The sequence below is a fragment of the Polynucleobacter sp. AM-26B4 genome (assembly GCF_018882285.1).
Lineage (GTDB): Bacteria > Pseudomonadota > Gammaproteobacteria > Burkholderiales > Burkholderiaceae > Polynucleobacter.
Window position 1 is genome coordinate 1 of sequence record NZ_JACVOT010000001.1, and the last position, 21,294, is coordinate 21,294.

General features: G+C 43.8%; 22 protein-coding genes. 14 read left to right on the forward strand and 8 right to left on the reverse strand.

The annotated features are described in order from the left end of the window. From ICE88_RS00005 to ICE88_RS00030, 6 genes are all read left to right on the forward strand, one after another. On the forward strand, nt 1-3,899 hold a 3,899-nt coding region (locus ICE88_RS00005), incomplete at its 5' end, for an S-layer family protein (protein WP_216248177.1). 47 nt (nt 3,900-3,946) lie between these two features. After that, nucleotides 3,947-4,633 (forward strand): energy transducer TonB, encoded by a 687-nt coding sequence (locus ICE88_RS00010; protein ID WP_216248179.1) that lies wholly within the window; start codon nt 3,947-3,949, stop codon nt 4,631-4,633. 17 nt (nt 4,634-4,650) lie between these two features. Beyond that, entirely contained in the window at nt 4,651-5,292 is a 642-nt protein-coding gene (locus tag ICE88_RS00015) for a MotA/TolQ/ExbB proton channel family protein (protein ID WP_216248180.1), read from the forward strand. 8 nt (nt 5,293-5,300) lie between these two features. Further along, complete coding sequence (locus ICE88_RS00020; RefSeq protein ID WP_216248183.1) at nt 5,301-5,714, forward strand: biopolymer transporter ExbD; 414 nt, start codon at nt 5,301-5,303, stop codon at nt 5,712-5,714. Nucleotides 5,715-5,909: 195 nt separating this feature from the next. After that, nucleotides 5,910-6,335, forward strand: a complete 426-nt coding sequence (locus ICE88_RS00025; protein WP_216248185.1) for a polymer-forming cytoskeletal protein — start codon at nt 5,910-5,912, stop codon at nt 6,333-6,335. Nucleotide 6,336: 1 nt separating this feature from the next. Beyond that, complete coding sequence (locus ICE88_RS00030) at nt 6,337-6,591, forward strand: RodZ family helix-turn-helix domain-containing protein (protein ID WP_216248187.1); 255 nt, start codon at nt 6,337-6,339, stop codon at nt 6,589-6,591. Between the two features lie 38 nt (nt 6,592-6,629). Here ICE88_RS00030 and ICE88_RS00035 read toward each other — a convergent pair whose 3' ends face one another. The 6 genes from ICE88_RS00035 to ICE88_RS00060 all read right to left on the reverse strand — a co-directional run bounded on the left by ICE88_RS00035 (nt 6,630) and on the right by ICE88_RS00060 (nt 11,727). Next, nucleotides 6,630-7,967, reverse strand: coding sequence for an NAD(P)H-dependent oxidoreductase (locus ICE88_RS00035; protein ID WP_216248189.1), 1,338 nt, complete (start codon nt 7,965-7,967; stop codon nt 6,630-6,632). A 115-nt stretch (nt 7,968-8,082) separates the two neighbouring features. Then, on the reverse strand, nt 8,083-8,889 hold the full coding sequence (locus ICE88_RS00040) for a peptidylprolyl isomerase (RefSeq protein WP_216248192.1): 807 nt from the start codon (nt 8,887-8,889) through the stop codon (nt 8,083-8,085). A 52-nt stretch (nt 8,890-8,941) separates the two neighbouring features. Beyond that, nucleotides 8,942-9,220: a BolA family transcriptional regulator gene (locus ICE88_RS00045; protein ID WP_216248194.1), complete on the reverse strand. Its 279-nt coding sequence runs from the start codon at nt 9,218-9,220 to the stop codon at nt 8,942-8,944. A 3-nt stretch (nt 9,221-9,223) separates the two neighbouring features. Continuing rightward, the gene (locus ICE88_RS00050; protein ID WP_216248195.1) at nt 9,224-9,772 is read right to left on the reverse strand and encodes a septation protein A; all 549 of its coding nucleotides are present in this window, start codon (nt 9,770-9,772) and stop codon (nt 9,224-9,226) included. Between the two features lie 66 nt (nt 9,773-9,838). After that, a complete protein-coding gene (gene msrB, locus ICE88_RS00055; protein WP_216248197.1) occupies nt 9,839-10,225 on the reverse strand; it encodes a peptide-methionine (R)-S-oxide reductase MsrB in 387 nt (128 codons plus the stop codon). A 56-nt stretch (nt 10,226-10,281) separates the two neighbouring features. Beyond that, the gene (locus ICE88_RS00060; RefSeq protein WP_216248200.1) at nt 10,282-11,727 is read right to left on the reverse strand and encodes a YdiU family protein; all 1,446 of its coding nucleotides are present in this window, start codon (nt 11,725-11,727) and stop codon (nt 10,282-10,284) included. Nucleotides 11,728-11,823: 96 nt separating this feature from the next. On the opposite strand from ICE88_RS00060, the gene ICE88_RS00065 reads away from it, so the two are divergent. The 3 genes from ICE88_RS00065 to ICE88_RS00075 are packed head-to-tail and all read left to right on the forward strand — an operon-like array spanning nt 11,824 to nt 14,779. Next, nucleotides 11,824-12,261, forward strand: coding sequence for a PaaI family thioesterase (locus ICE88_RS00065; protein WP_216248202.1), 438 nt, complete (start codon nt 11,824-11,826; stop codon nt 12,259-12,261). Further along, complete coding sequence (locus ICE88_RS00070; protein WP_216248204.1) at nt 12,261-14,108, forward strand: sensor histidine kinase; 1,848 nt, start codon at nt 12,261-12,263, stop codon at nt 14,106-14,108. The genes ICE88_RS00065 and ICE88_RS00070 overlap by 1 nt, the downstream gene beginning before the upstream one ends. After that, a complete protein-coding gene (locus ICE88_RS00075) occupies nt 14,093-14,779 on the forward strand; it encodes a response regulator transcription factor (RefSeq protein WP_216248206.1) in 687 nt (228 codons plus the stop codon). The genes ICE88_RS00070 and ICE88_RS00075 overlap by 16 nt, the downstream gene beginning before the upstream one ends. A 4-nt stretch (nt 14,780-14,783) precedes the next feature. Here the strand turns inward: ICE88_RS00075 and ICE88_RS00080 are convergent, their stop codons facing one another. Continuing rightward, the gene (locus ICE88_RS00080; protein WP_216248209.1) at nt 14,784-15,632 is read right to left on the reverse strand and encodes an NRDE family protein; all 849 of its coding nucleotides are present in this window, start codon (nt 15,630-15,632) and stop codon (nt 14,784-14,786) included. Between the two features lie 14 nt (nt 15,633-15,646). Continuing rightward, a complete protein-coding gene (locus tag ICE88_RS00085) occupies nt 15,647-16,657 on the reverse strand; it encodes a folate-binding protein YgfZ (protein ID WP_216248211.1) in 1,011 nt (336 codons plus the stop codon). Between the two features lie 50 nt (nt 16,658-16,707). On the opposite strand from ICE88_RS00085, the gene mltG reads away from it, so the two are divergent. The 5 genes from mltG (at nt 16,708) to ICE88_RS00110 (ending at nt 21,198) form a co-directional block, all read left to right on the forward strand. After that, nucleotides 16,708-17,742 carry an endolytic transglycosylase MltG gene (gene mltG, locus ICE88_RS00090; protein WP_216248213.1) on the forward strand — a complete coding sequence of 345 codons (1,035 nt, stop codon included), beginning with the start codon at nt 16,708-16,710 and terminating at the stop codon, nt 17,740-17,742. A gap of 41 nt (nt 17,743-17,783) precedes the next feature. Then, nucleotides 17,784-18,467: a dTMP kinase gene (tmk, locus tag ICE88_RS00095; RefSeq protein ID WP_216248216.1), complete on the forward strand. Its 684-nt coding sequence runs from the start codon at nt 17,784-17,786 to the stop codon at nt 18,465-18,467. 58 nt (nt 18,468-18,525) lie between these two features. Beyond that, nucleotides 18,526-19,632, forward strand: a complete 1,107-nt coding sequence (holB, locus tag ICE88_RS00100) for a DNA polymerase III subunit delta' (RefSeq protein WP_216248218.1) — start codon at nt 18,526-18,528, stop codon at nt 19,630-19,632. Between the two features lie 17 nt (nt 19,633-19,649). Continuing rightward, nucleotides 19,650-20,429 carry a TatD family hydrolase gene (locus ICE88_RS00105; RefSeq protein WP_216248219.1) on the forward strand — a complete coding sequence of 260 codons (780 nt, stop codon included), beginning with the start codon at nt 19,650-19,652 and terminating at the stop codon, nt 20,427-20,429. Nucleotides 20,430-20,529: 100 nt separating this feature from the next. Further along, complete coding sequence (locus tag ICE88_RS00110) at nt 20,530-21,198, forward strand: ankyrin repeat domain-containing protein (RefSeq protein ID WP_255535137.1); 669 nt, start codon at nt 20,530-20,532, stop codon at nt 21,196-21,198. Nucleotides 21,199-21,294: the final 96 nt, after the last annotated feature.

Genomic DNA, 21,294 nt, shown 5'->3' on the forward strand with positions numbered 1-21,294 from the left:
CTGTGACTTTGACCAGCGCCAATGGTTACGCTGCTAGCACGACTCGTGCCGTAGGTACAAACGCTAGTGAGGTAGTTGCTACATCAGCCACCGGTACGGATGGCTTCTTGGCTAGCAACTATGACATTACTTATGTGTCTGGTAGCTTGAGCATCACAGCTCGTCCGATTAATATCACTGCAACATCAGGTCAGACTAAGATTTATGGCGATGCTGACCCAGTATTAACATATGCTGTTGAGGCAAATGGATCTGGTCGCGGATTATTCAATAACGATACATTTAGTGGTGCACTTTCCAGAGCAAGTGGTGAGAATGTTGGCTCAACTTATGCCATCACTCAAGGCACTCTCAATAACACCAACTATGACATCACCTTAGTTTCAAATAACTTTGCAATCACACCAAGACCAATCAGTCTTGCAGTTGATGCAAAAGCAAAGACCTATGGCTCTAATGATCCAACGTTCACGGCAACCATAACATCGGGAAGCTTAGCCACAGTTGCTGTAAATGACAGCTTGGCTGATATCACCGGAACAATGACTCGTGCCGCTGGCAATAATGTTGGTCAATATGCCATCGCTCTGGGATTAGGGTCAAAGGCATCTAACTATGATATTACCTACGCAGCCAATAACTTGACCATCAATAAAGCTCGCTTACGTGTAGTTGGTAGCAAAGCGTATAACGGACAAATTGAATTTGAGGCTGCAAACTTAACTGTTACTGGCGAAAATAATGAAACATTTGTGGTCACTGGTAACGCAACTATGCAGTCCAAGCATGTTCAAACTGAGCAGGCATTGGCAAACGTGGTTGGCTTAACAATCTCAAATGGAAACAATAGCTCATTAAGTAACTATGAGAGCTTAGCTGTTGGCGATACAAAAGTAAGTGTGACACCAAGGGTGGTGGATTTCACAGCCCCAACCATTAATAAAGTCTATGACGGTGGCTACACTTACACAGTAACTTCAGGTAATGCAAGAGACGCTCAGGGCAATTGCATGAGCGACTTGTGCCGCATGTCTCAAAACTTGGTCGGTGGTGATCAGGTTACCAATGCCACTATCATCTTCGCTGGAAATGATAAGAACGTTGGTACAGGTAAGTTGGTTAATGTGACTGAGGTGACTATCAATGATGGCAATAATGGTAACAACTACGTCATCAACCGCACCAATGGCTTGATTGCAAGCAGTAGTAACAGCAACATTACCCAGGCACCATTAACTGTACAAGCTGTTAATGATGCTCGTTTATATGGCCAGGCTGATTCAAGTAATTTCGGTGGTGCCATCATCAATGGCTTTGTGGGTGGTGAGAGCTTTGGAACCCTAGGTAGTACGCTTACTATTCAGAGGTCCAATGCCACAGTCAATGATGCTGGAACATATACAGGCGTTTTAGTTCCTAGCATCACATCCAATACTGAAAATAATCTTGCTTTAGGAAACTACAGTATTTCACGTAGAAATGGTGATTACACCATTGTTCCAGCACAAACCTTGTTGGTGAAAGTATCGCAATCTCAAGCAACTACGTATGGTGATACACCGGCCTACAATATCACTGCTCAATACTTGTCTAGTGGTAGAGCTGTTATAAATTGCACTGGTTCAAGCTCATGTTCAGGACCAACCACGAATAATGGCGGTCCAATCACTATTTCAGATGTGCCAAATGGTTCTTCAGCGAGCTTTGCTGCATTTACTATTGGAGTTCAGGCGAGCGCAACTGACTATAGTAGCGCTGGAAGTCTCTCAGTCGGTGGTTATAACCTAACGTCAACAGATGTGACTACTTTTGGTAATAACTTCAGAGCGTTGACCTTGGTTGGTTCATTGACTATCAAGCCAAAAGAGATCTCAGCATCTTCATTGGGTATCCAAAGCGTGACTAAGGTCTATGACGGCACAACAAACATCAATAATGATTCAATCATTGATGTGAACAGAGCTCAGTCACAGGTTAGAGCTGGTGATCAAGTGGCAATATCAGCCACAGGTTTATTTGCTAATAAGAACGTTGGTGTTAATAAATCTGTGACGATTGATGTCTCATTGAGTGGTCTTGATGCCAAAAACTACACATTACCAATTGATAGTCAAACTCAACAAAGTAATGGCCGCTTTGTGAACAATATCGGAACAATTACTCAGCTAGATTCAGTTTCATGGGTTGGGGATAATAATGACGGCCGATGGTCTAACTCAAGTAATTGGACCAATGGTGCTTTGCCTGATGGTAATAACGTTCGAACAGTGAATATCGGCGCTGGTAAAAATGTGATTTTTGATAGCGCCTTGGTTGGTCAGGTTGACAGCAATATTGTCAACAATGGTTCGATCATCTTTAATGGCGCTAACGATTTCACATTTAATAGCAATGTATCTGGAACGGGTTCAATTTCTCATAGCAACGTGGGTGTATTAACACTCTCTGGTAACAACGAATTTACTGGTGGTACTTATGTGGCTGGAACATCAAAATTAGTTGTTGCAAGCTCAACTGGATTGGGTTCAGGCACTTTGAATGTCAATGGCGGCTACTTGACCATTCAGCCAGGCATTACCTTATCTGGTAATTTGACTGTGAATGGCGCCATTAATTTGATGAGCGATGTATTCACCACCGGATCTCAAACATACAATGGCTCAGTCAGCATTCATGGTGGCGTTGATGAAGCAATTGACATTTTCTCTGTAAGAACACTTTTTGATAATTTAAAGAATACGTACTCTGCACCAGAGACATTTATTAGTGGTACAGAGGTAGTGAAGGTCAGAAGAATCGGTTCAACAAATGGCTTGATTAACTTCAATGGCCAAGTAAAAGCTGTTGATAACGATGAGACCAAGAAGATTTCTTTGTATGTTGACGCTCCAGACGTAACAATTAATCAGAATATTGGTGGTGATTTGGAATCTATTACTTCTGCTAATGCTTATTTGAGTAAAAAGTTTGGCCCTAATGACGAGTATTTCTATGACTTAAAGATTAATCAGTTGCCAAAAGTTAGCGAGACTTCCCCAGTAATCCGTGAGTTCTATCCAGTAAATCTATTAGGTACTATTCGCATCAATGCGGATATTCTGACTGCTGGATCGCAGCGTTATGGATCGGCTGTCATCGTTGGTGATAACGGAACTAATGGTTTAACAAGAAGTTTGATTTCTTTAGACCCATCCATTACCTTCGCATCGACTGTGGATGATGCTGTTGAGGGTCGTCATACATTGATTTCAAAAGCCATTTCAAATAGTTTGCCAAGTGCTAATGATCCTAAGCCATTTGTAGATTATCAAGATATTGTTGGTGGAGCTAAGAAGCTTTTAAGTGTTGAGACATTGATTGGCGTGAGAAATCCAATAGATATTGCTGGTAAGGTTGAGGTTGATCCTGATCCATTCCGTCGTTCAGGAACATTGATGATTCAAGATACGATTGCAACAACTGGTAATCAGACGCATTCTGCAAGCTCTTTAGTTCTTGGCGATGGGACTGCTAATCAGACAATGTTTATTACAAGCGATACTGGTAATGTGGTATTCAACATTGCCCCTCCAGTCAGTGATGGCGGCGTCTATGCACGAAGTGGCTCTCTAATTGTTAGGGATGACACTCCTGGTGGATCAATTACAGGTTTGTTGGGGCAGGGTAATGGTGAGTTCAAATCTAGCACTCAACCTGTAGCCTATGAGCGACCTGTAGCTACAGATACTTCTAGCTTTAATCTTCTTGCTAATATTAAAAACAGTTTATCTGACAGACCTTCAGATCTTGATTTAAATGATGGAGTTGTTGGATCCGTTGATGTTGGAAACATGGAAGATGCCGGTGATGCTGCGAAATGTGATGTCAAGACGGACGATAACTGTAAGTTACCAATTTAATGGCTAATACTTATATTCAGCATAAGTAAATTACCTATAATTTATATATGTCATATGCTTTATCAACTAGTTCAATTAACCATTTAGGGAATGGTGGGGCAGTTATTTCTTTTTCCATTAAGAATAAGGATGTCCAAAGAATTCTTGGTGTGGTGGTTGGTATTCACGCCTTTGTTTTCTTGATTGCTATCTTTGGTTTACCTAGTTTTAAAGTGATTAAAAAGCCTGACATCACAATTGAGATTGGGGCTGCACCCGCAGCTTCTAGTGGTCCAGCCAATGTGGCAAAGCCAACACCTCCAGCAGCACCTAAAACCCCTCCGAAGGAAGCTGCTCAGCCGCTGGCTCAAGATCCCGCAAGTCCTGTTACTAAATCACAGCCACAAACAACCAGTGCGGCACCTCCACCTGTAGCTAGTGCATCAGGTGGTCCAGCATCAGCCCCAACTGTCGATGCTGATTACAAAGCTTCTTATTTGCAAAATCCCAAGCCACCTTATCCGCCATTGGCATTTAGATTAAGGGCGGAAGGTAAAGTGATTTTGATCGCTGAGGTATTGCCGAATGGCCAGTCTGGCTCAGTGCAAATACTTGAAAGTAGTGGCAATGAAATGCTCGATAAATCAGCTTTGGAAACCGTGAAGAAATGGAGATTCACTCCAGCAAGAAAAGATGGGGTCATTGTGACCCAGGCAGTTCGCATTCCAATCACATTCAGTTTAAAAAATCGTTAAAAGTAAAAAAGGAAATCATGGACTCATTCATTGTTCATTCTGTTTTAGCCATATTGGTTGCATTGTCAATTGCCACTTGGTCGATTGCCATCATCAAAATCAAACAACTTAAAAAAGTTGCTCTTGAGACAACTAACTTTACCCAGTCATTTTGGTCTGCAAAAGATTGGAAAGCGGGTGAAGCAGTTACGTTCGAACATCAAGGTGATGTGGCCGCATTAGCTAAGCTAGGATTCAAAGAATTCAATGAATACATCAGTAATCCTGGTAGTCTTAAATTTGCTGGCGATGTACAAGAAGTGCTAGATCGACCAATGCGTCAAGAAATTCAAAGAATCTTACGTCGTCACGAACGTGGTCTAGCTGAATTGGCTTCAATCGGTTCAACAGCACCGTTCATAGGTTTATTCGGAACAGTTTGGGGCATTATGAATGCCATGCAAACCATCAGCGCCACAGGTCAAGCCAGTATTGACGTTGTGGCTGGTCCAATTGGTGAAGCCTTGATTGCTACTGCGATTGGTATTGCAGCCGCTTTGCCAGCTGTTTTGTTCTATAACTACTTTCTACGCAAAATGAAGATTTGGGTTACCGAGTTAGATGGCTTTACTGAAGATTTTTTAAGACTCGCCACTCGTGAATCATCTAATAAAAAATAGAGGCACTCATGCAAACAAAAAACGGTTCTGATGATGCAATGATGGCTGAACTGAACGTCACGCCCTTGGTGGACGTGATGTTGGTTCTACTAATCATCTTCATTGTGACGGCACCCATGATTGTGCCCCAGTCTATGAAGGTCAATTTACCTAAAACTCAGGCGGTATCTCAACAAGATAATGCTAAGAATGCTCAACTCATCGTTGAAGCTAATGGGCAAATTTCTCTGGAGGGGCAGCAAGTATCCGATAGGGATCTGGGTCAGCTTTTAAAGGACAAGTCATCGACGCCTCAGTTTCAGCTTCAGGTGAGTGCTGATAAAGCAGTTCCTTATGGTCGTGTCGCAGAGATCATGGCCATTGCTCAAGCCAATGGCGTGACCAAGATGTCTTTTGTGAGTGTGCCGGCTAGTAAGAAGTGATTCGCAAGTTTTGCTTCTGTTATGTCTCATTTAATTCTAATAACTATAAGCTTGCTGCATAGCGTCATAAGCTATTGATTTAATTGACTCTATAGCTAATTGCTAAAAATCCTACAAAGCCCTACATTGTTGATACTTCATTAAAAATGATGGTATCGAGGACAAATTTTGGGGCTATTCAATAAAACAAAAAAAATGAATTCATCGGACTCTTTAGAGTCCTTTGATACATTGATTGGTTCTGCCACCAGAATTGAAGGTCGCATGGTGGTGAATAAAAGCATTCGATTGGATGGAACGATCGAAGGATCAATTGAATCACCTCTAGATAATCAAGCCACTGTTGCGATTGGTCACACTGGTTTGGTTCATGGTGATGTTAGAGCACATCGAGTGCTGGTTAACGGCCAAGTCGATGGAAACATCTATGCCCGTGAAAAATGCGAACTCCATGAAACATCCAAGGTCAAAGGTGATATTCACTATGGCTTACTAGGCATTGAACATGGTGCTGAAATCTTGGGGCTCATGGTCAAGAAAATTGAAAACACTGGACAAATTGAAGAAGTCACTGAAGCCAAAGACTTATTGAGCCAAATCACATATCCATTCAAAAAATAAAATGCTCCTGCCACAACACACTCAGCCATTACCAATCATCGATGGTGATAGTCTAAAAAAAGCCCGTACTGAAAAAAATCTCACTGAAGCTGAGTTGGCAAAAGAATGTGCCTTGGTCGCTAAGCACATCATTCAATTAGAAAATGGCGAGACCTCTAATTTCTTTTCTGCCCATCACAAAGTACAAGTGGCAAAAAAAGTAGGGCGTTATCTTGGTCTAGAAGAAGGCGATTTTCTAGATACGAGCTCTAGCTGAACTTAATCACTATTGATTTTTAAGCTCAAGTAAAAGTGTTACTTGAACTTCGTTTCTAACTCTTGTCTGATCTTATAAGCGTGGGTATTGGTATCCACCGCCACATCATCCCAACATAGTGATTGACCTTTTTTGACTGGGCGAACAACCTTGATGTCATGAGCCAAGCCTAAGGGAAGACCGCCCATCGCTACAGACTTGGTTGCTGGCAACAGCTTGCCCCAAACGGTATAACCACCTTCGCCATCCAATAGTTCACCAGGTTTGAGATCACGTTTAGCGGTGGCGACCACATCGGCATTCCAACAATGAGCCACACCCGTGGCTTCTTTGCGCAAGGCAACGCTGGCCACTGATATACCTACTTCTAAACCAATCAAATGCCAACGCTTGTACAAAGTGAAATACCTGCCACTTGGATCAGTGTGCGCGTTGTATTCTTCAAAGCAATTCTTGATGTAATCGGTTTCTGCTTCAACAGTGACCCAAACACCCATGCGGATGTCATAAGGGATTTTTCTGCCATTGGCTTCTAATGAAGAGATCACTTCCACCATGCCTTTTTTCTCGAGCACGCCACCTTCAGAAATCGGACGTGTGACAAATGGAATATCTTCAACGCTTGCAGGTGGGTAGAGCAGGCCATTACTAGGCACTGATAGTCCTGTGGCATTGGCCACAGCCGTGCTTTCAATCGATGGCTTTGAGCCATCCAGGAAACTATTGAACATCTTTGGATTGAGACCACCACGACTGGCTTGCTCAGGTGTTAAACCATAATTACCCCAAACAGTTTCTGGAGTGGATTCTGAAAAATGCGGCAACCATTTATGCCCACGACCAGCAGCCACCACCGGGAAGCCACAGGTTCTGGCCCAATCGACCAAGTCACAGATCAAAGCTGGTTGATCACCAAACGCTAATGAATAAACAACCCCAGCTTCTTTGGCTTTCTGGGCCAATAAAGGACCACAAAACGCATCAGCTTCAACGGTCACGTTCACAACATGCTTACCGTTGGCAAAGGCTAATAGGCAATGATCAACCGCAGCAATTGGATGTCCCGTGCATTCAACAATCACATTAATGGCAGGATGAGACACCAATGCTTGCCAGTCTTCAGAAATATGAGTTTGGCCTGTCTTGATTGCATCATCTAAAGATCTTGCGTTGGATTGTTCATCTTGCCAACCCACGCGCTCCAGATTCTTTTTAACGCCTGCAGGAGATAAATCGGCGATGCCCACCAATTGCACGCCTGGTGTTGTTGGTATCTGCGATAAATACATTGAACCAAATTTGCCAGCACCAATCAAACCGACTTTGATACTTTTGTTATTAGCAGCTAATTCTTGTAATTGACGGTGCAAGCTCATGACAAACTTCTTTCAAATGATTCAAGTAAAAAAGCCATCTTATTTTAAAAAGATGGCTTTGTACTTTTTTATTACGGTAGTAGGGCTTTAACTAAATAACTGTATAGCCTGGGGCTTATTGAATCTTTGCTTTAGTTTTAAGTCTTTTGAGCATTTCATCAAACTTGGTGCGTTGCCAATTTTGATCTTGACTCATCATCTGAATCAATTGAGGCTTTAGTTCAGCCATATCAGGAACTTTGGCTTGGCGGATATCATCTACACGAATCACATGGAAGCCAAATTGTGACTTCACAGGTTTCTCAGTCATCTGGCCCTTTTGCAAAGCCACCATCGCTTTAGAAAACTCTGGTACCAAGGCTTGTGGCGTCATCCAATCCAAGTCGCCACCGTTCACGGCAGAACCAGGATCTTTAGAGCTGGCTTTGGCCAAATCTTCAAACTTTTCACCGGCTTTGATTTTTACGATCAAGGCTTTGGCATCAGCTTCTTTTTCAACCAAAATATGGCGAACTCTGTATTCAGTACCTTCAAATTGGGTCTTGATCTGATCGTAAGAAGCTTTTAGTTCAGCATCAGATACGCCATCACGGGCGATGTAATCTTCAAATACCGCACCCACCAAGATATTCAAGCGAGCTTGTTCTAACTGTTCTTGGATGTTGTCATTCGTCAATAAGCCACGTTTGATGGCTTCTTGATTGATCAACTCACGGGTGATCAACATATCGCGTGCACGCTCACGCAACTCTGGATTGGTTCCTTGACCAGAATTAGCAATCAATTTATCTAACTTTGCTTTTGGAATGGCTTTGCCATTTACAACAGCCGCATTTTGTGCGAAAGCAGGAGTGCTCAAAGCGCCAGTGAAGGTCATGGTGGCAGCCATTGAAAGGGCCAAAGTTGGGAGTAATTTCTTCATGATGTTTTAGATATTCTGAATAAGTTAAAAAAGCCAATTAATTACTACATAACTACTGAATCACAATCGCTAAAGCATGGATCTCATCTGGCATCCAAGCCGATAAAGCATCATACACGAGGCGATGTTGCTGCACCCGGGTCAAACCGTTGAAGGCAGGGGTCTTGATGAAGATGCGGTAATGTCCAGCACCTCCTTGAGCGCCCACATGACCAGCATGCAAATGGCTTTCATCTTCAATCTTTAATGAATCAATCGGTAAGGCTTGCTTGAGTGCAAGCTCATATTTCTCGATACGGCCATTGCGGCTACCAGAGCTAGAAGTGCTCATGGCTCAAGCTTCCTCATGATCAATGAACTTATTCAACCAAAAGCCTTGGGCCACCACAAAGGCAAACAAAAGACCCATGCCGCCGAATAACTTAAAGTTCACCCAAGTGGCTTCATCAAATTGATAAGCCACATATAAGTTCAGTAAACCCATGAACAAAAAGAACAAACTCCAAGCCACATTCAATTGAGGCCAAAGTTGTTGATCAGCTTCAGGCTTGAAGCGTATTTGTTTGCCCATGGCGACCTGAATCAAATTCTTGTTCCAGAAAGTCACGCTGGCCCAGAGACCCACTGCAAACAACCAATACAAAATGGTTGGCTTCCATTGAATGAAGGTTTTGTCTTGCAAACCGATGGTTAAACCACCAAAGACCACAATCAGACCCAAGCTGGCCCATTGCATGGGTTCAACTTTGCGGTATTTCAAACCTAACCAGCCAATTTGAGCAATCGTGGCAATGATGGCCACAGCAGTGGCGACATAAATGTCCGCCATCTTGAATGCGACGAAAAACAAAATAACCGGCAGTAAATCAAATAAAAATTTCATAAATCACTTTTCAACTATTAATTCTAAGAATCATTTCTAAAGGTGCGACGAGTCAGGAAACCCTGATCAAGCCTCATCCTTGAATTTTAACGAAGCTGAGTTGATGCAGTACCTTAATCCAGTTGGGGCAGGACCGTCCTCGAACACATGCCCTAAATGAGCGTCACAGTTCTTACAGCGGACTTCCGTGCGGATCATGCCATGCGTCATGTCCTTGTGTTCTGCAATCACATCTGCTTCTAGAGGCTGAAAGTAACTGGGCCAACCACAACCAGCATCAAACTTGGTATCTGAGGCAAACAAAGGTGTGCCACAGCAAACACACTCATACTTTCCAGCATCCCAATGATCCCAATAACGACCACTGAAAGGATGTTCTGTGGCTGCTTGGCGTGTGACGCGGTACTCAATGTCACTGAGTGTGGCTTGGTACTCTTGATCAGTTTTCTTCATGGCTTGATTGTACGAGTGATTGTCAGAGAAGTAATGTGCGGAAAGCGTTGAAAATCCTATGAAGAACAACTGATGGCCACATGGGCTAATTCAGGAGGAGGGCCCATGGCGTAGTCTTCAGACACAGCTTGAGATTCATAGGGGTTTTCTAGAATCTTCAATAAACGCGCAACTTCAGAGAAATCTTTCTTTTGTGCCAATTCAATCGCGTTTTGCGCCAAATGATTACGCAAAACATACTTGGGATTGATGCGGCACATCTGTTCTAAGCGTTGGTCCACTGATTGCTTTTCAAGGCTCAAGCGCTCCTGGTATTTCTTATTCCAAGTCTCTAATGATTTTGGTGCATCTTGGCCTTCAGAAAGATTTCTAAAGAACAGGGTGTAATCAAGTTGATTGTGATGCAGTCCTTGCAAGAGTTCTTCGAGTAAAGCCACGTCTTCTTGATGTTGGATGCTTAAACCTAATTTTTGCCTGAACAAGCTTTGCCAATGGTTGGCGTACTCACGGTTGTAATGATCCAAGGTATCTTTGATTTTTTCAATCGACGCCTCATGGTCTAGGCCCAATGCTGACTGCAGTTCTTCTTGTAAGGTCTCGAGCATGGCGCTGGCCAAACAATATAGATTCCAATGCAAGACTTCGGCTTGGCGGTGATAAGCATAACGACCACCGTGATCAGAGTGATTACAAATGTGATCTATCTGAAAAGTATCTAAAAATCCGAAGGGACCATAGTCCAATGTCAGACCCAACAAACTGGTGTTGTCTGTATTAAGAACTCCATGACAAAAGCCCAAGGATTGCCATTGGGCGACCATGCGAGCCGTACGCAATGCTATCTGTTCTAAGATACTCAAATAGGGCGTGGGACTGTTAGCGTAATCCGGGTAGTGATGCTCAATCAAATGATTGAGGGTCAGGCGCAATTCTTCATGCATGTGATTCTGGCCATAGTGCTCAATGTGGCCAATGCGTAAAAAGCTGGGCGCTACTCGTGCACAAACAGCCGCGGTTTCTCTGGTCTCACGAAACACGGGCATGTCTGAACCAACCACCGCCAAAGCGCGTGAAGTTGGTACGCCCAAAGCGTGCATGGCTTCACTGCATAAAAACTCTCGGATGGATGAGCGCAAAACGGCTCGGCCATCGCCCATTCTTGAATAAGCTGTTTTGCCAGCCCCTTTTAACTGAAGCTCTTGGCCATTCACATCGCCCAGGTAGATCGCGCGACCATCGCCCAATTGACCAGCCCAAACTCCAAACTGATGGCCACTGTAGGCAGTGGCATAGGGACTAAAGGCATACTGGCCAACCTGCGTTTGATTACCGGCCAAAACTTGAAGCCAAGCTGAATCCTTTGGTAAACCGTCTTGGGTAGGCAAACCAAGACTCTTGGCAACACTCTCAGAGAAACCAACCCAATATGGGTCTGGAATAGGGGTTGGTTGGAGGTTTTGAACCAGGGCTAAAGAGTCACTGGCAGGTAAATGAAAGGACATAAGTGTTATTTTTTCTAATGCCTCATTCTAGGTAGCTTTTGAAATATTTGCAGAAAAGATCTGTAAGCCCTGGATAACCCCGATTAATATATGGGCATGGATCAAAAACAACTCAAAGAGCTGGGCGTGGAACTGGATGTTCCCTTCTTAAAACTACTGGGTGTGCGCTGTCTGCGCGCAGAACTAGGTGAGGGCGAAGTGCTGCTGTCCTTAAAGCCTGAGCACAACAATAGTTGGGAAGTGGCCCATGGCGGTGTTTTATTGACCTTGATGGATGTGGGCATGGCTGTCGCTGCCAGAGCTTCTGATGAGGCTGGTCGCGGTGTGGTCACCATCGAATTGAAGGCTAATTTCATGCAAGCTGCTCAGGGCATTGTGCGAGTAGCAGCCAAAACAGTTCATGCAACACCGACCATGGCGTTTGTAGAAGCCAAGCTCTACGATGAACGTGATCGTATCTGCTGTATGGGCAGCGCCACTTTCAAGTACTTTAAAGAATTGCCATCAAAACGAGCTTCCAAAGAAGAAAAATAATGCGTTTGAGTAAATTCGTTGCCCTGGTATGGCTTGGCTTGATCAGCTGGCATGCATCAGCCATTCAGGGCATCAACCTTATCCAGAGCCAAGCTCATTGGATTGATCAATCAGGTCAAGCGGTGATCGAGCAGGTCACGCAATCACCTTTTGAGCCATTTCAGCATCTATTAGCCAAAGGCTATTCCAAGCACCCCATTTGGATCAAAGTCTCATATAAGAAAGCAGCTTCAGAAGTTAAGCGAGCCATACCAAATAAAGAGGATTTGGTCTTGCGGATCTTGCCAACGTATTTGGATGATGTGACTTTGTATCAACGAGTGGGGCAGCGGTGGGTGAGTTCAAGCACGGGCGATCGCTATCCCTTTGCTGATCGAGACAACCAAAACACAGCCCTGAGTTTTAATCTTCACCCACAGGCTGAGGATGTCTTTTACTTAAGACTTCAAACCACCAGCACCAGTTTGATGAGTTTGGAAGTTGTGACACAAAAGCATTTCTCTCAACTTGAGGGTCGACGAGACACTTTACTGGGGATTTATTTTGGCTCATTGATTATTTTGATGTTGATTTCAACCACGATTGGTTGGTTGAGCAAGCAAATCCATTGGCGCCTCTTTGCCCTTTTTGAATTTGCCGAATTGATTTACGTGAGCTCATTCACTGGCTATATGCCGCGTTTCATTTTGCCTAATCATCCCTTGGTCATGGACTTGTTATTCGGCATTTTTGTAATCACCCATATTTTCACGGGCGTTTTATTCCATCGCAGCTTGCTTAAAAATTTACTAAATCAAAAAATTATTAATCGCACCTTCAATTTTGTGACTGTTCTGTATTTATCTTTGTATGCAATTTATTTGTTCTATGACCGTCAATTTGCATTGTCTTCATCTTTGCTATTGATGATGCCATGCACCTTGATTTTTGCTTATGTGGCATTGTTTATTTACGTGAAGAAGCCAAAGATCCCAAATGGGCCGGCGGTAGCTTTTGTTTACTCTGCTTTGGTGTTCAGTATTTTATTTGCTGTAGCACCTCCTTTGGGCTTGATCAATGGCGTTGAGATCAGTCTGTATGCCAGCCTGCTCAATGGCTTTGCATTTTCAATTTTGATGTTCATTTTGCTTGTGTCTGATTTGCGCTATCAAGAGAGACAGTTGATTGAATTAGAGAAGCGTGCCTTGATTTCTAATCAAGAAATTGCTTCCCAGCGAGCAGAGAATGAACGACAGTCGAAGTTCATGGCCATGTTGTCTCATGAGTTAAAAACACCTTTGGCGGTCATCAAGTTGGCAGTTGATTCAGGTTTGAAAAACAATCGCTATGAATCGCATGCCAATAAAGCCATCACCGACTTAAATCAAATCATTGATCGTTCCGTGCAAATGAGTCGCTTGGATCAGGGGTCTTATGAGATACAAAAAACAGAGGTGAACCTTGGTGAGTTGCTTCAGTCATTATTAGGAGAGCAGGCCCATCGTTTTGAGTTAGACATGCCGTCTGATTTAAAAATTCAGTCTGATTCATTTTTGGTTCAAATCATTCTAGGTAATTTGATTGAAAACGCTTTGAAGTATTCAAAAGAGGAAAGCGTCATTTCGATTGAATTCAAAAAAAGTGACGAACAAGTCATCATGACCATCAGTAATTTGCCCAATATTGCCGGGATGCCTGCCAGTGATGTGGTCTTTGATAAGTTTTATCGCAGTTCAAACGCCCACCATATCAGTGGGTCTGGGCTTGGTCTTTACTTAGTGAAAGCCCTAGCGGAGATGCTGAATGGTTCAATCACCTATCAACCGAAGAGTGGTTGGGTAAAATTCATCTTATGCCTTCCAAAATAAATATCGCCGTGGTTGAAGACCACGATGTGCTCCGTGAAATGTTGCTTGATGCCCTGTTGGAGAAGGGTTATCTCGCACAAGGATTTCGTGATGCTTATGAGCTTGATGCGGCATCAAGCAAAACCATTTTTGAACTATTGATTTTGGATTTGAATCTTCCTGGCGAGGATGGCCTCAGCATTGCTAAGAGAATCAAAGAAAGTTATCCCGATACCTTCATCATCATGATCACTGCCAGATCCTCTGAGATGGATAAGATCCAAGGGTATGAAGCGGGCGCTGATATTTATCTGCCTAAGCCGATTGCTATCACTGAATTGCAGGCGGCAGTCTCTAGCTTGTCTAAACGTATTTTGAGATACAAAGATCTTGGTGGCAACTTGATCTTGAATGAGAAAAATGCCACTTTGAAAGGGTCTCAAACCGTTTCTTTGAGTAAGATCGATTTGGACATTTTGTTAGCCTTGCTGCAAGCAGATCAGCAGCGTTTGGATTTTGAATCGTTACTTAATCAAGTCAGCAGCAATACATCCAATACGCCAAAAGCTACTTTAGAAGTTCAGATTGTGCGTTTACGTAAAAAGATGGCAGAAGCTGGTGCTGAAGGTGTGACCATCAAGGCGCTCTATAAATACGGCTATCAGTTGGTGCAGGGCATTGATTTAGCGTGAGTCACTAAACCCGGGTGCTTAAAAAGTTTTCAAGGCGCCCCTCAAATTGTTGGGTGCCAATCTCTTTATCAGCGTCGAAACGCTTTTCTATCACTTCAAAGTGACCATCTTTGCGCACTCGAATCAATGAACTGGATCGTGTGCCGTAGTTAGGGGTTCTGATGAAGGCTGAAGACAGTACTTTTTCCCATTCATAAGAAACCCCGGTTTGAGGTAAGTACTCATCCTGAGCTTGGGTCATGTCTTCCATAATGCGCAAATAGTGTTCAGCGCGTTTAAATTGCCCTGTGTCCATCGCTAATAATTGAGCAAAGGCACCCACGCGGTGTTGAACCTTTGGCCAAGGTGTATCAAGCATGCCATTGGATAAACCATAAATGCCAGGCGTCAGTGCTTGAGGGTTCATGGTTTTTCTGGGGCGCAAAGATTGACCCATTTGCACTCGGTTGCTGAACCAAACCAAAGAAGGCGTTTCTTTTGATAAGTCCGTTGCAAGCAAATTAAAGCCGTTGTAACGAGCAAAGCTCGGGCCTTGAGATGTGATGAACTGGGCAGGGGCTTGATCACTTTTTAAAAAGCTGGCGGTGATTTCTCCGCGGGTTGGAGTATCAGGATTTTTTTCACTGGGCGCTCGAACATTGGTAAGCGCTGCAAATCGACCTGTTTTACTGAAGCCCATCCAGGTACCGGCTTGTCCTTTGACATCAGCAAGATCTCGCCCAGCCAAAATATGAGGATGATCTTGCCACCAATGCATGGCATCTGTGGCTCGTTCATAAAACTCATCGCGATTGGCTAAGACCACCAAAGGGTAGTCTGGGTGCGATTGCCATGAGGTCAGAACTAAACACATGCTATCGCTTTAACTTATATCTCAATCAAAGGATAGGGCAATGCTGCGAAGCTCAGGGCAGGACCAGTGGCTGAACCTAAATGCACAGACCCGGACTGAAGCGCTTCTAATTTGCACTCCACCTGGACATCCATGCGGTCATTGACCAAAGGATGAAGCGCTGCCAAAACAACCATACCGCAGGGTTGAGATGGATCATCACTGTCGAAAATTTCAGCGCCTGGCAAAATCGCCTCAGAATGGTTCAGATGAGCTACTTGCAAGCGACGTTTGATCGTGCCGCGGTACTGGCTTCTGGCCACAACTTCTTGACCTGGGTAACAGCCTTTCTGAAAATCAATACCCTTCAAAGATTCCATATTGATCATTTGTGGCACAAATTGCTCAAAGGTTGCTTGAGTGATTCTTGGGATGGCACTTTGGATCTCTAGCCAATTCCAGGCTTGAAGAGCTGCATCTTGAACATCCCCCATGGCCTGAGTTTTCGGTACAGCCAAAAGGTATCGTTTGGTTTGTACTTGGTTGATGCTAACGGCCGGTAGTTCAGCAGTGATGATCCCTGACATACCAACCATTTTGGCTAGATCATCCTTGGACTCATTCGTTTCTGCAGCGTAACCATAGATATCAATTGATTCTGTTAAATCAAGTACCTTGACCTTCGAGCGCAAGACAAACATGCTCAAGCGTTTGGCCAAAGTAGCTGCCAAGTCTTTTGAGATGAATAAATAAAAAGCGGGCTGTGATTCTGTAGCTTCAACATTCGCGTCGCCCACAGAAGTATCTTGGCGAGTGATCCAAAAACTCGCCATCAAACGACCCTTGGCAGAACAATAACCAGCAAAGCGATTTTGTTGATGAGGGGTAGCGATTGAAGCTGCTGGAGTATTCGCTATGGATTTAACACTGTTGGTGAGTTGATTTTGTAAAAAATCCACAGCGTCCGGCCCAATCACACTGATACAAGACCAGTCTTTGAGTGGTGTGAAGCAGGTATTTGAGTTGTTATTACTGGTGTGCGCCATATTAGGGTTTTTTAGTTGTCGTCATCAATAAGCTTTTATCATATAGCTCTATGAACTTTGTTTATATACCTAATTTTATTAAGTTTTTACTCAAGCTAACCCTGATAGGTGGTTTGGTCCTTGTGCTTATGATTTCTTATGTGGCTTTCATGGCGCCTGCAGTTCCAAATAGTGCCCTGCAAAGCACCACTCAGGATGTTGTCAGAGTCAAAATTAAGCCCAAATCCAATGTGACCAGCGTTGCCAATCAAATGGCCGCCCAAGGTCTTGATGTATCTGTTTGGCGTGTTCAATTGGTGGCCAGATCTCTTTTCTTGGCAAAAAATTTGAAGGCCGGCGTTTATGACTTCCCTAAGGGCGCTAGCTTGGCATCTGTCCTTGCTCAAATGGCCAGGGGAGATAGCGTCAAACTTGGCGTGACATTGGTTGAAGGGTGGACCTTTGCGCAATTCAAGGCAGCCATTGATGCCCAGCCTGAACTAAAAAAGGAGGCCAAGGCTTGGTCAAGCAAACAGCTGCTGAGTAAGCTTGAGGCCAAAGAAGCTCATCCTGAGGGTTTGTTTTTCCCAAATACATATGTGTATGAGCCCGGTGATACCGATACATCAATCTACCAAAAGGCATACCGAGCCATGCAAGATCATTTGAATGATGCTTGGAGCAAGCGCCATGAGGGCTCACCCGTAAAGTCACCTTATGATCTTTTGAAGTTGGCCTCAATCATCGAAAAAGAGACTGGCCACCCGGATGATCGTGGTTTGGTGTCAGCCGTATTCAATAACCGCATGAAAATAGGCATGAAGCTGCAAACTGATCCCACCATCATTTATGGCTTGGGCTCATCCTTTGATGGCAACCTCAGAAAAAAAGACCTCTTAAAAGACGGTCCGTACAATTCTTATACACGCTATGGTTTACCGCCCACCCCGATTGCAATGCCGGGCAAAAACTCTTTAATAGTCGCAGCTCAGCCAAGCAGCTCAAAAGCCATTTACTTTGTTTCCAAGGGGGATGGCAGAAGCGCATTTTCAGAGACCCTGGTAGCGCATAATGAAGCTGTTAGAAAGTATCAGTTAAAAAAGTAATCGACCAGTCAACCATCCTCACGATCAGACCCTATTTGCCCATGTCTCTTTTCACTCAATCCAACAATGCGCCAGGCTTATTCATTTCCTTTGAAGGCATTGATGGGGCTGGAAAAAGTACCCACATTCAGGCATTTGCCGATGAGTTGGTTAAAAAATACCCCAAGCATGAGATTGTTCTGACCCGTGAGCCGGGCGGTACTGCTTTAGGTGAAAAGCTGCGAGAGATTCTCTTGCATCACCCCATGCATCTTGAAACTGAGGCTTTGCTGATGTTTGCCGCCCGTAGGGAGCATTTGGCCACGGTGATTGAACCTGCCTTGGCTGAGGGAAAGATTTTGATTTCTGACCGTTTTACCGATGCCAGTTTTGCTTACCAAGGTGGGGGTCGAGGCTTGGATTTGGCCAAGTTGTATGAACTTGAAGTATGGGTTCAGATGCGTTTGGCTAACAATGATTCTGGAGATGGGGCGGGGAAGCGTTATGTTCTGCAACCGGATCTGACTTTCTTATTTGACCTGCCAAGTGAAACTGCAGAATCTCGTCGCAGTGCTGCTCGCGATCCAGACAAGTTTGAACAATTGAATACTGATTTTTTTGAGAAGGTCAGACTTGAATACTTGCGTCGCGCCCAAGATGATGCAGCCAGATTTCATTTGATTGATGCCAGTCAAAGCAAAGAGGTTATCTGGAAGATACTTCAAGAAGCCATTTCAAATATATGATTAATATAGATATATTTATCATTAATTTTAACTATAACGCCCCATATAAACATTGCCTATGAAGCAATCCCTTCATCCTTGGTTCGAGCAAGCATGGTCTGAATTGAATCTGGCCAACATGCCTCATGCCATCCTGTTGCACGGACAAACCGGGATTGGCAAGATGGACTTTGCCCTTCATTTGGCCAAAGCTTTGATCTGCGAAACCAGTCAAGCGACAAAACCTTGCTGTCAGTGTGAAGCTTGTCATTGGTTTGATACAGGCAATCACCCTGACTTTTTGGGGATTGTTCCAGAGAGCCAAGCCCATTTATTGCCTAATGAAGAGATGGCAGGGGACGATGGTCTGGATGAAAAACCCAAAAAAGGCAGGAAAAAGGTAGAAGACGATTCTGAGAAAGCGGATAAAAAAGCCAGCTCAGTGATCAAAGTTGAGCAAATCAGAGACGCTTTGGAAGGCATTACAACCTCACCGCATCGAGGCATCCAAAGAGTGGTCCTGATCAACCCAGTTGAAACACTGAACCCAGTTTCTGCCAATACTCTATTAAAGACTCTTGAAGAACCCCCTGAGAGTACCTTGTTTATCTTGGTCAGCGATCGATTAGATCGCATCATGCCAACGATTCGTTCTCGTTGTCGATTGCTGGCTTTAGGAAGACCTTCAGCAGAAGTATCTTTGCCTTGGTTAGCAACACAGTTGGCAGCTGCAGGCATCAAAGCCAGTCAAGCTGAGATTGAAAAAGTATTGAGTGAAGCGGGTGGAGCGGTCATGGATGCCCGTGATCGCTTACTGGGTTTATCTGGAGCAGGGGAGTCAGCACAAGATATTGCTGAGCCACTACTCAAAGCTTTGGGCGAGGGATCTCAAATCAATTGGCTGCAAACGGCAGAAGTGATTCACAAAGCCCCAATGTCTGAGTTGTTAGTGACTTTGGAACGCTGGACGGCTGATTTAATGAGTCAACAAAATGCAGGTCAAATACGTTATTACCCATCTAGGAGGTCATCCCTAGAACAATGTTCTAAAACCGCTAGAAGTCATAAGCTGTCAGATTATTGGAAGATCTTGTTGAATGCCAGACGCCATGAGCTGCACGCATTGGCGAATCGAGTTCAAATTGAAGCACTCTTGATTCGTTATCAAGAAATATTTAAAGATTAACTGGAAGCTCTCAATTTATGTTTGTTGATTCTCATTGCCACCTAGACTTCCCAGAATTCAAGGAAGACTTGCCCAATATTTTGGCGCGCATGAAAGAAGCCAAAGTACAAAATGCTTTGTGCATCTCCGTAGACATGCCTGACTTTCCAAATGTCTTGGCTTTGGCGGAAGCCCATGACCATTTATTCGCCACGGTTGGGACCCATCCAGATTACGAAGACACTCCAGAACCCACAGTAGAACAATTGGTTGAATTGGCTCAGCACCCTAAGATCTTGGCCATTGGTGAAACCGGCCTTGATTATTATCGAATGGGCGACAAAACCTATGCAGAGATGGAATGGCAAAGAGATCGCTTTCGCACGCACATACGCGCTGCTTTAAAGGTCAATAAACCTTTGATCATTCACACACGCTCTGCTTCTGAAGACACCATCAAGATTCTGAAAGAAGAGGGTGCTAGCAAAGTAGCAGGGGTGATGCATTGCTTTACTGAAAGCTGGGAGGTTGCACAAGCAGCCATGGAGCTTGGGTTTTACATCTCTTTTTCAGGCATTGTGACTTTTAAGAGCGCCAAAGATCTTCAAGAAACATGTAAACAAGTTCCTTTAGAGAGAATTTTGATCGAAACAGATTCACCATATTTGGCTCCAATACCGCACAGAGGTAAAACCAATGAACCAACTTGGGTCTCTCATGTAGCGGAGTTCGTGGCGAACTTGAAGGGCGTCACTGTGGAAGAGCTTGCAAGAGTCACCACCCATAACTTCAAAACACTCTTTAAAGCACCTATTTAAAGTACTTTTGAAGCCCTTATTTATACTGTTTACATCTAAATAAAGTTAAACCTGAATGTATAAAAATATTGCAACATGCTGTTTTATATCGGTAATTTCATTGGCTGGTTCCTTAGCTCATGCTCAAACGCCTGGTTCTACATTGCCGCAAGCTCAGCAGTATCAAGTAGACAGTTTTTTGCGTGATGTGAAGTTCAATGATGCGAAAGCAGTTAAAAAAGCCTTGGCCAGCGGCATGAGCCCAAATGCCATGGACGACAAAGGTAATTCAGCATTGACCATCGCGATCAATGAAAAGTCCCTGGATGTGGCCAAATTACTCATTGATACGCCGTCAATTGACCTAGAAAGACCCAATTTAGCTGGTGAAACACCTGTGATGCTTGCTTCTTACACAGGGTCTGAGGAATTGGTTCGTTATTTGGTTGAAAAACGCCAGGTTGAAATCAATAAGCCTGGTTGGTCAGCCTTGCATTACGCAGCCACCAATGGACATTTAAAGATTGTGGCTTATTTATTGGATAAGAACGCCTATGTGGATCCAGAAAGCCCAAACCGGACAACTCCATTGATGATGGCTGCTCGTGGCGGTCATATTCAAGTAGTGAAGTTATTGCTAGAGCGTGATGCTGACTTATCCAAGATGAACAATGTGAAGATGACAGCGATTGATTTTGCGGAACAACATAACCAGAGTGAAATTGCTGAGGGCCTTAAGTCCAGATGGCTAAAGCTCTATAAGAAGCCATACAAGTCTCAAGTCAAATAGGCCATATTTAATGGTTATGGTGTTTAGGGTATCTTTACCAGCTTTATCATTTATTCGCATAATCATTATTATGTTAAACAAGAAATATGAGTCTAA

Bases quoted from the DNA above. Each gene is read 5' to 3' on its own strand.
- mltG (WP_216248213.1), top strand. From the start codon at position 16,708: ATGAACTTTGTTTATATACCTAATTTTATTAAGTTTTTACTCAAGCTA.
- ICE88_RS00080 (WP_216248209.1), bottom strand. From the start codon at position 15,632: ATGTGTTTAGTTCTGACCTCATGGCAATCGCACCCAGACTACCCTTTG.
- tmk (WP_216248216.1), top strand. From the start codon at position 17,784: ATGTCTCTTTTCACTCAATCCAACAATGCGCCAGGCTTATTCATTTCC.
- msrB (WP_216248197.1), bottom strand. From the start codon at position 10,225: ATGAAGAAAACTGATCAAGAGTACCAAGCCACACTCAGTGACATTGAG.
- ICE88_RS00105 (WP_216248219.1), top strand. From the start codon at position 19,650: ATGTTTGTTGATTCTCATTGCCACCTAGACTTCCCAGAATTCAAGGAA.
- ICE88_RS00065 (WP_216248202.1), top strand. From the start codon at position 11,824: ATGGATCAAAAACAACTCAAAGAGCTGGGCGTGGAACTGGATGTTCCC.
- holB (WP_216248218.1), top strand. From the start codon at position 18,526: ATGAAGCAATCCCTTCATCCTTGGTTCGAGCAAGCATGGTCTGAATTG.
- ICE88_RS00030 (WP_216248187.1), top strand. From the start codon at position 6,337: ATGCTCCTGCCACAACACACTCAGCCATTACCAATCATCGATGGTGAT.
- ICE88_RS00070 (WP_216248204.1), top strand. From the start codon at position 12,261: ATGCGTTTGAGTAAATTCGTTGCCCTGGTATGGCTTGGCTTGATCAGC.
- ICE88_RS00045 (WP_216248194.1), bottom strand. From the start codon at position 9,220: ATGAGCACTTCTAGCTCTGGTAGCCGCAATGGCCGTATCGAGAAATAT.
- ICE88_RS00015 (WP_216248180.1), top strand. From the start codon at position 4,651: ATGGACTCATTCATTGTTCATTCTGTTTTAGCCATATTGGTTGCATTG.
- ICE88_RS00075 (WP_216248206.1), top strand. From the start codon at position 14,093: ATGCCTTCCAAAATAAATATCGCCGTGGTTGAAGACCACGATGTGCTC.
- ICE88_RS00035 (WP_216248189.1), bottom strand. From the start codon at position 7,967: ATGAGCTTGCACCGTCAATTACAAGAATTAGCTGCTAATAACAAAAGT.
- ICE88_RS00020 (WP_216248183.1), top strand. From the start codon at position 5,301: ATGCAAACAAAAAACGGTTCTGATGATGCAATGATGGCTGAACTGAAC.
- ICE88_RS00010 (WP_216248179.1), top strand. From the start codon at position 3,947: ATGTCATATGCTTTATCAACTAGTTCAATTAACCATTTAGGGAATGGT.
- ICE88_RS00085 (WP_216248211.1), bottom strand. From the start codon at position 16,657: ATGGCGCACACCAGTAATAACAACTCAAATACCTGCTTCACACCACTC.
- ICE88_RS00050 (WP_216248195.1), bottom strand. From the start codon at position 9,772: ATGAAATTTTTATTTGATTTACTGCCGGTTATTTTGTTTTTCGTCGCA.
- ICE88_RS00060 (WP_216248200.1), bottom strand. From the start codon at position 11,727: ATGTCCTTTCATTTACCTGCCAGTGACTCTTTAGCCCTGGTTCAAAAC.
- ICE88_RS00040 (WP_216248192.1), bottom strand. From the start codon at position 8,889: ATGAAGAAATTACTCCCAACTTTGGCCCTTTCAATGGCTGCCACCATG.
- ICE88_RS00025 (WP_216248185.1), top strand. From the start codon at position 5,910: ATGAATTCATCGGACTCTTTAGAGTCCTTTGATACATTGATTGGTTCT.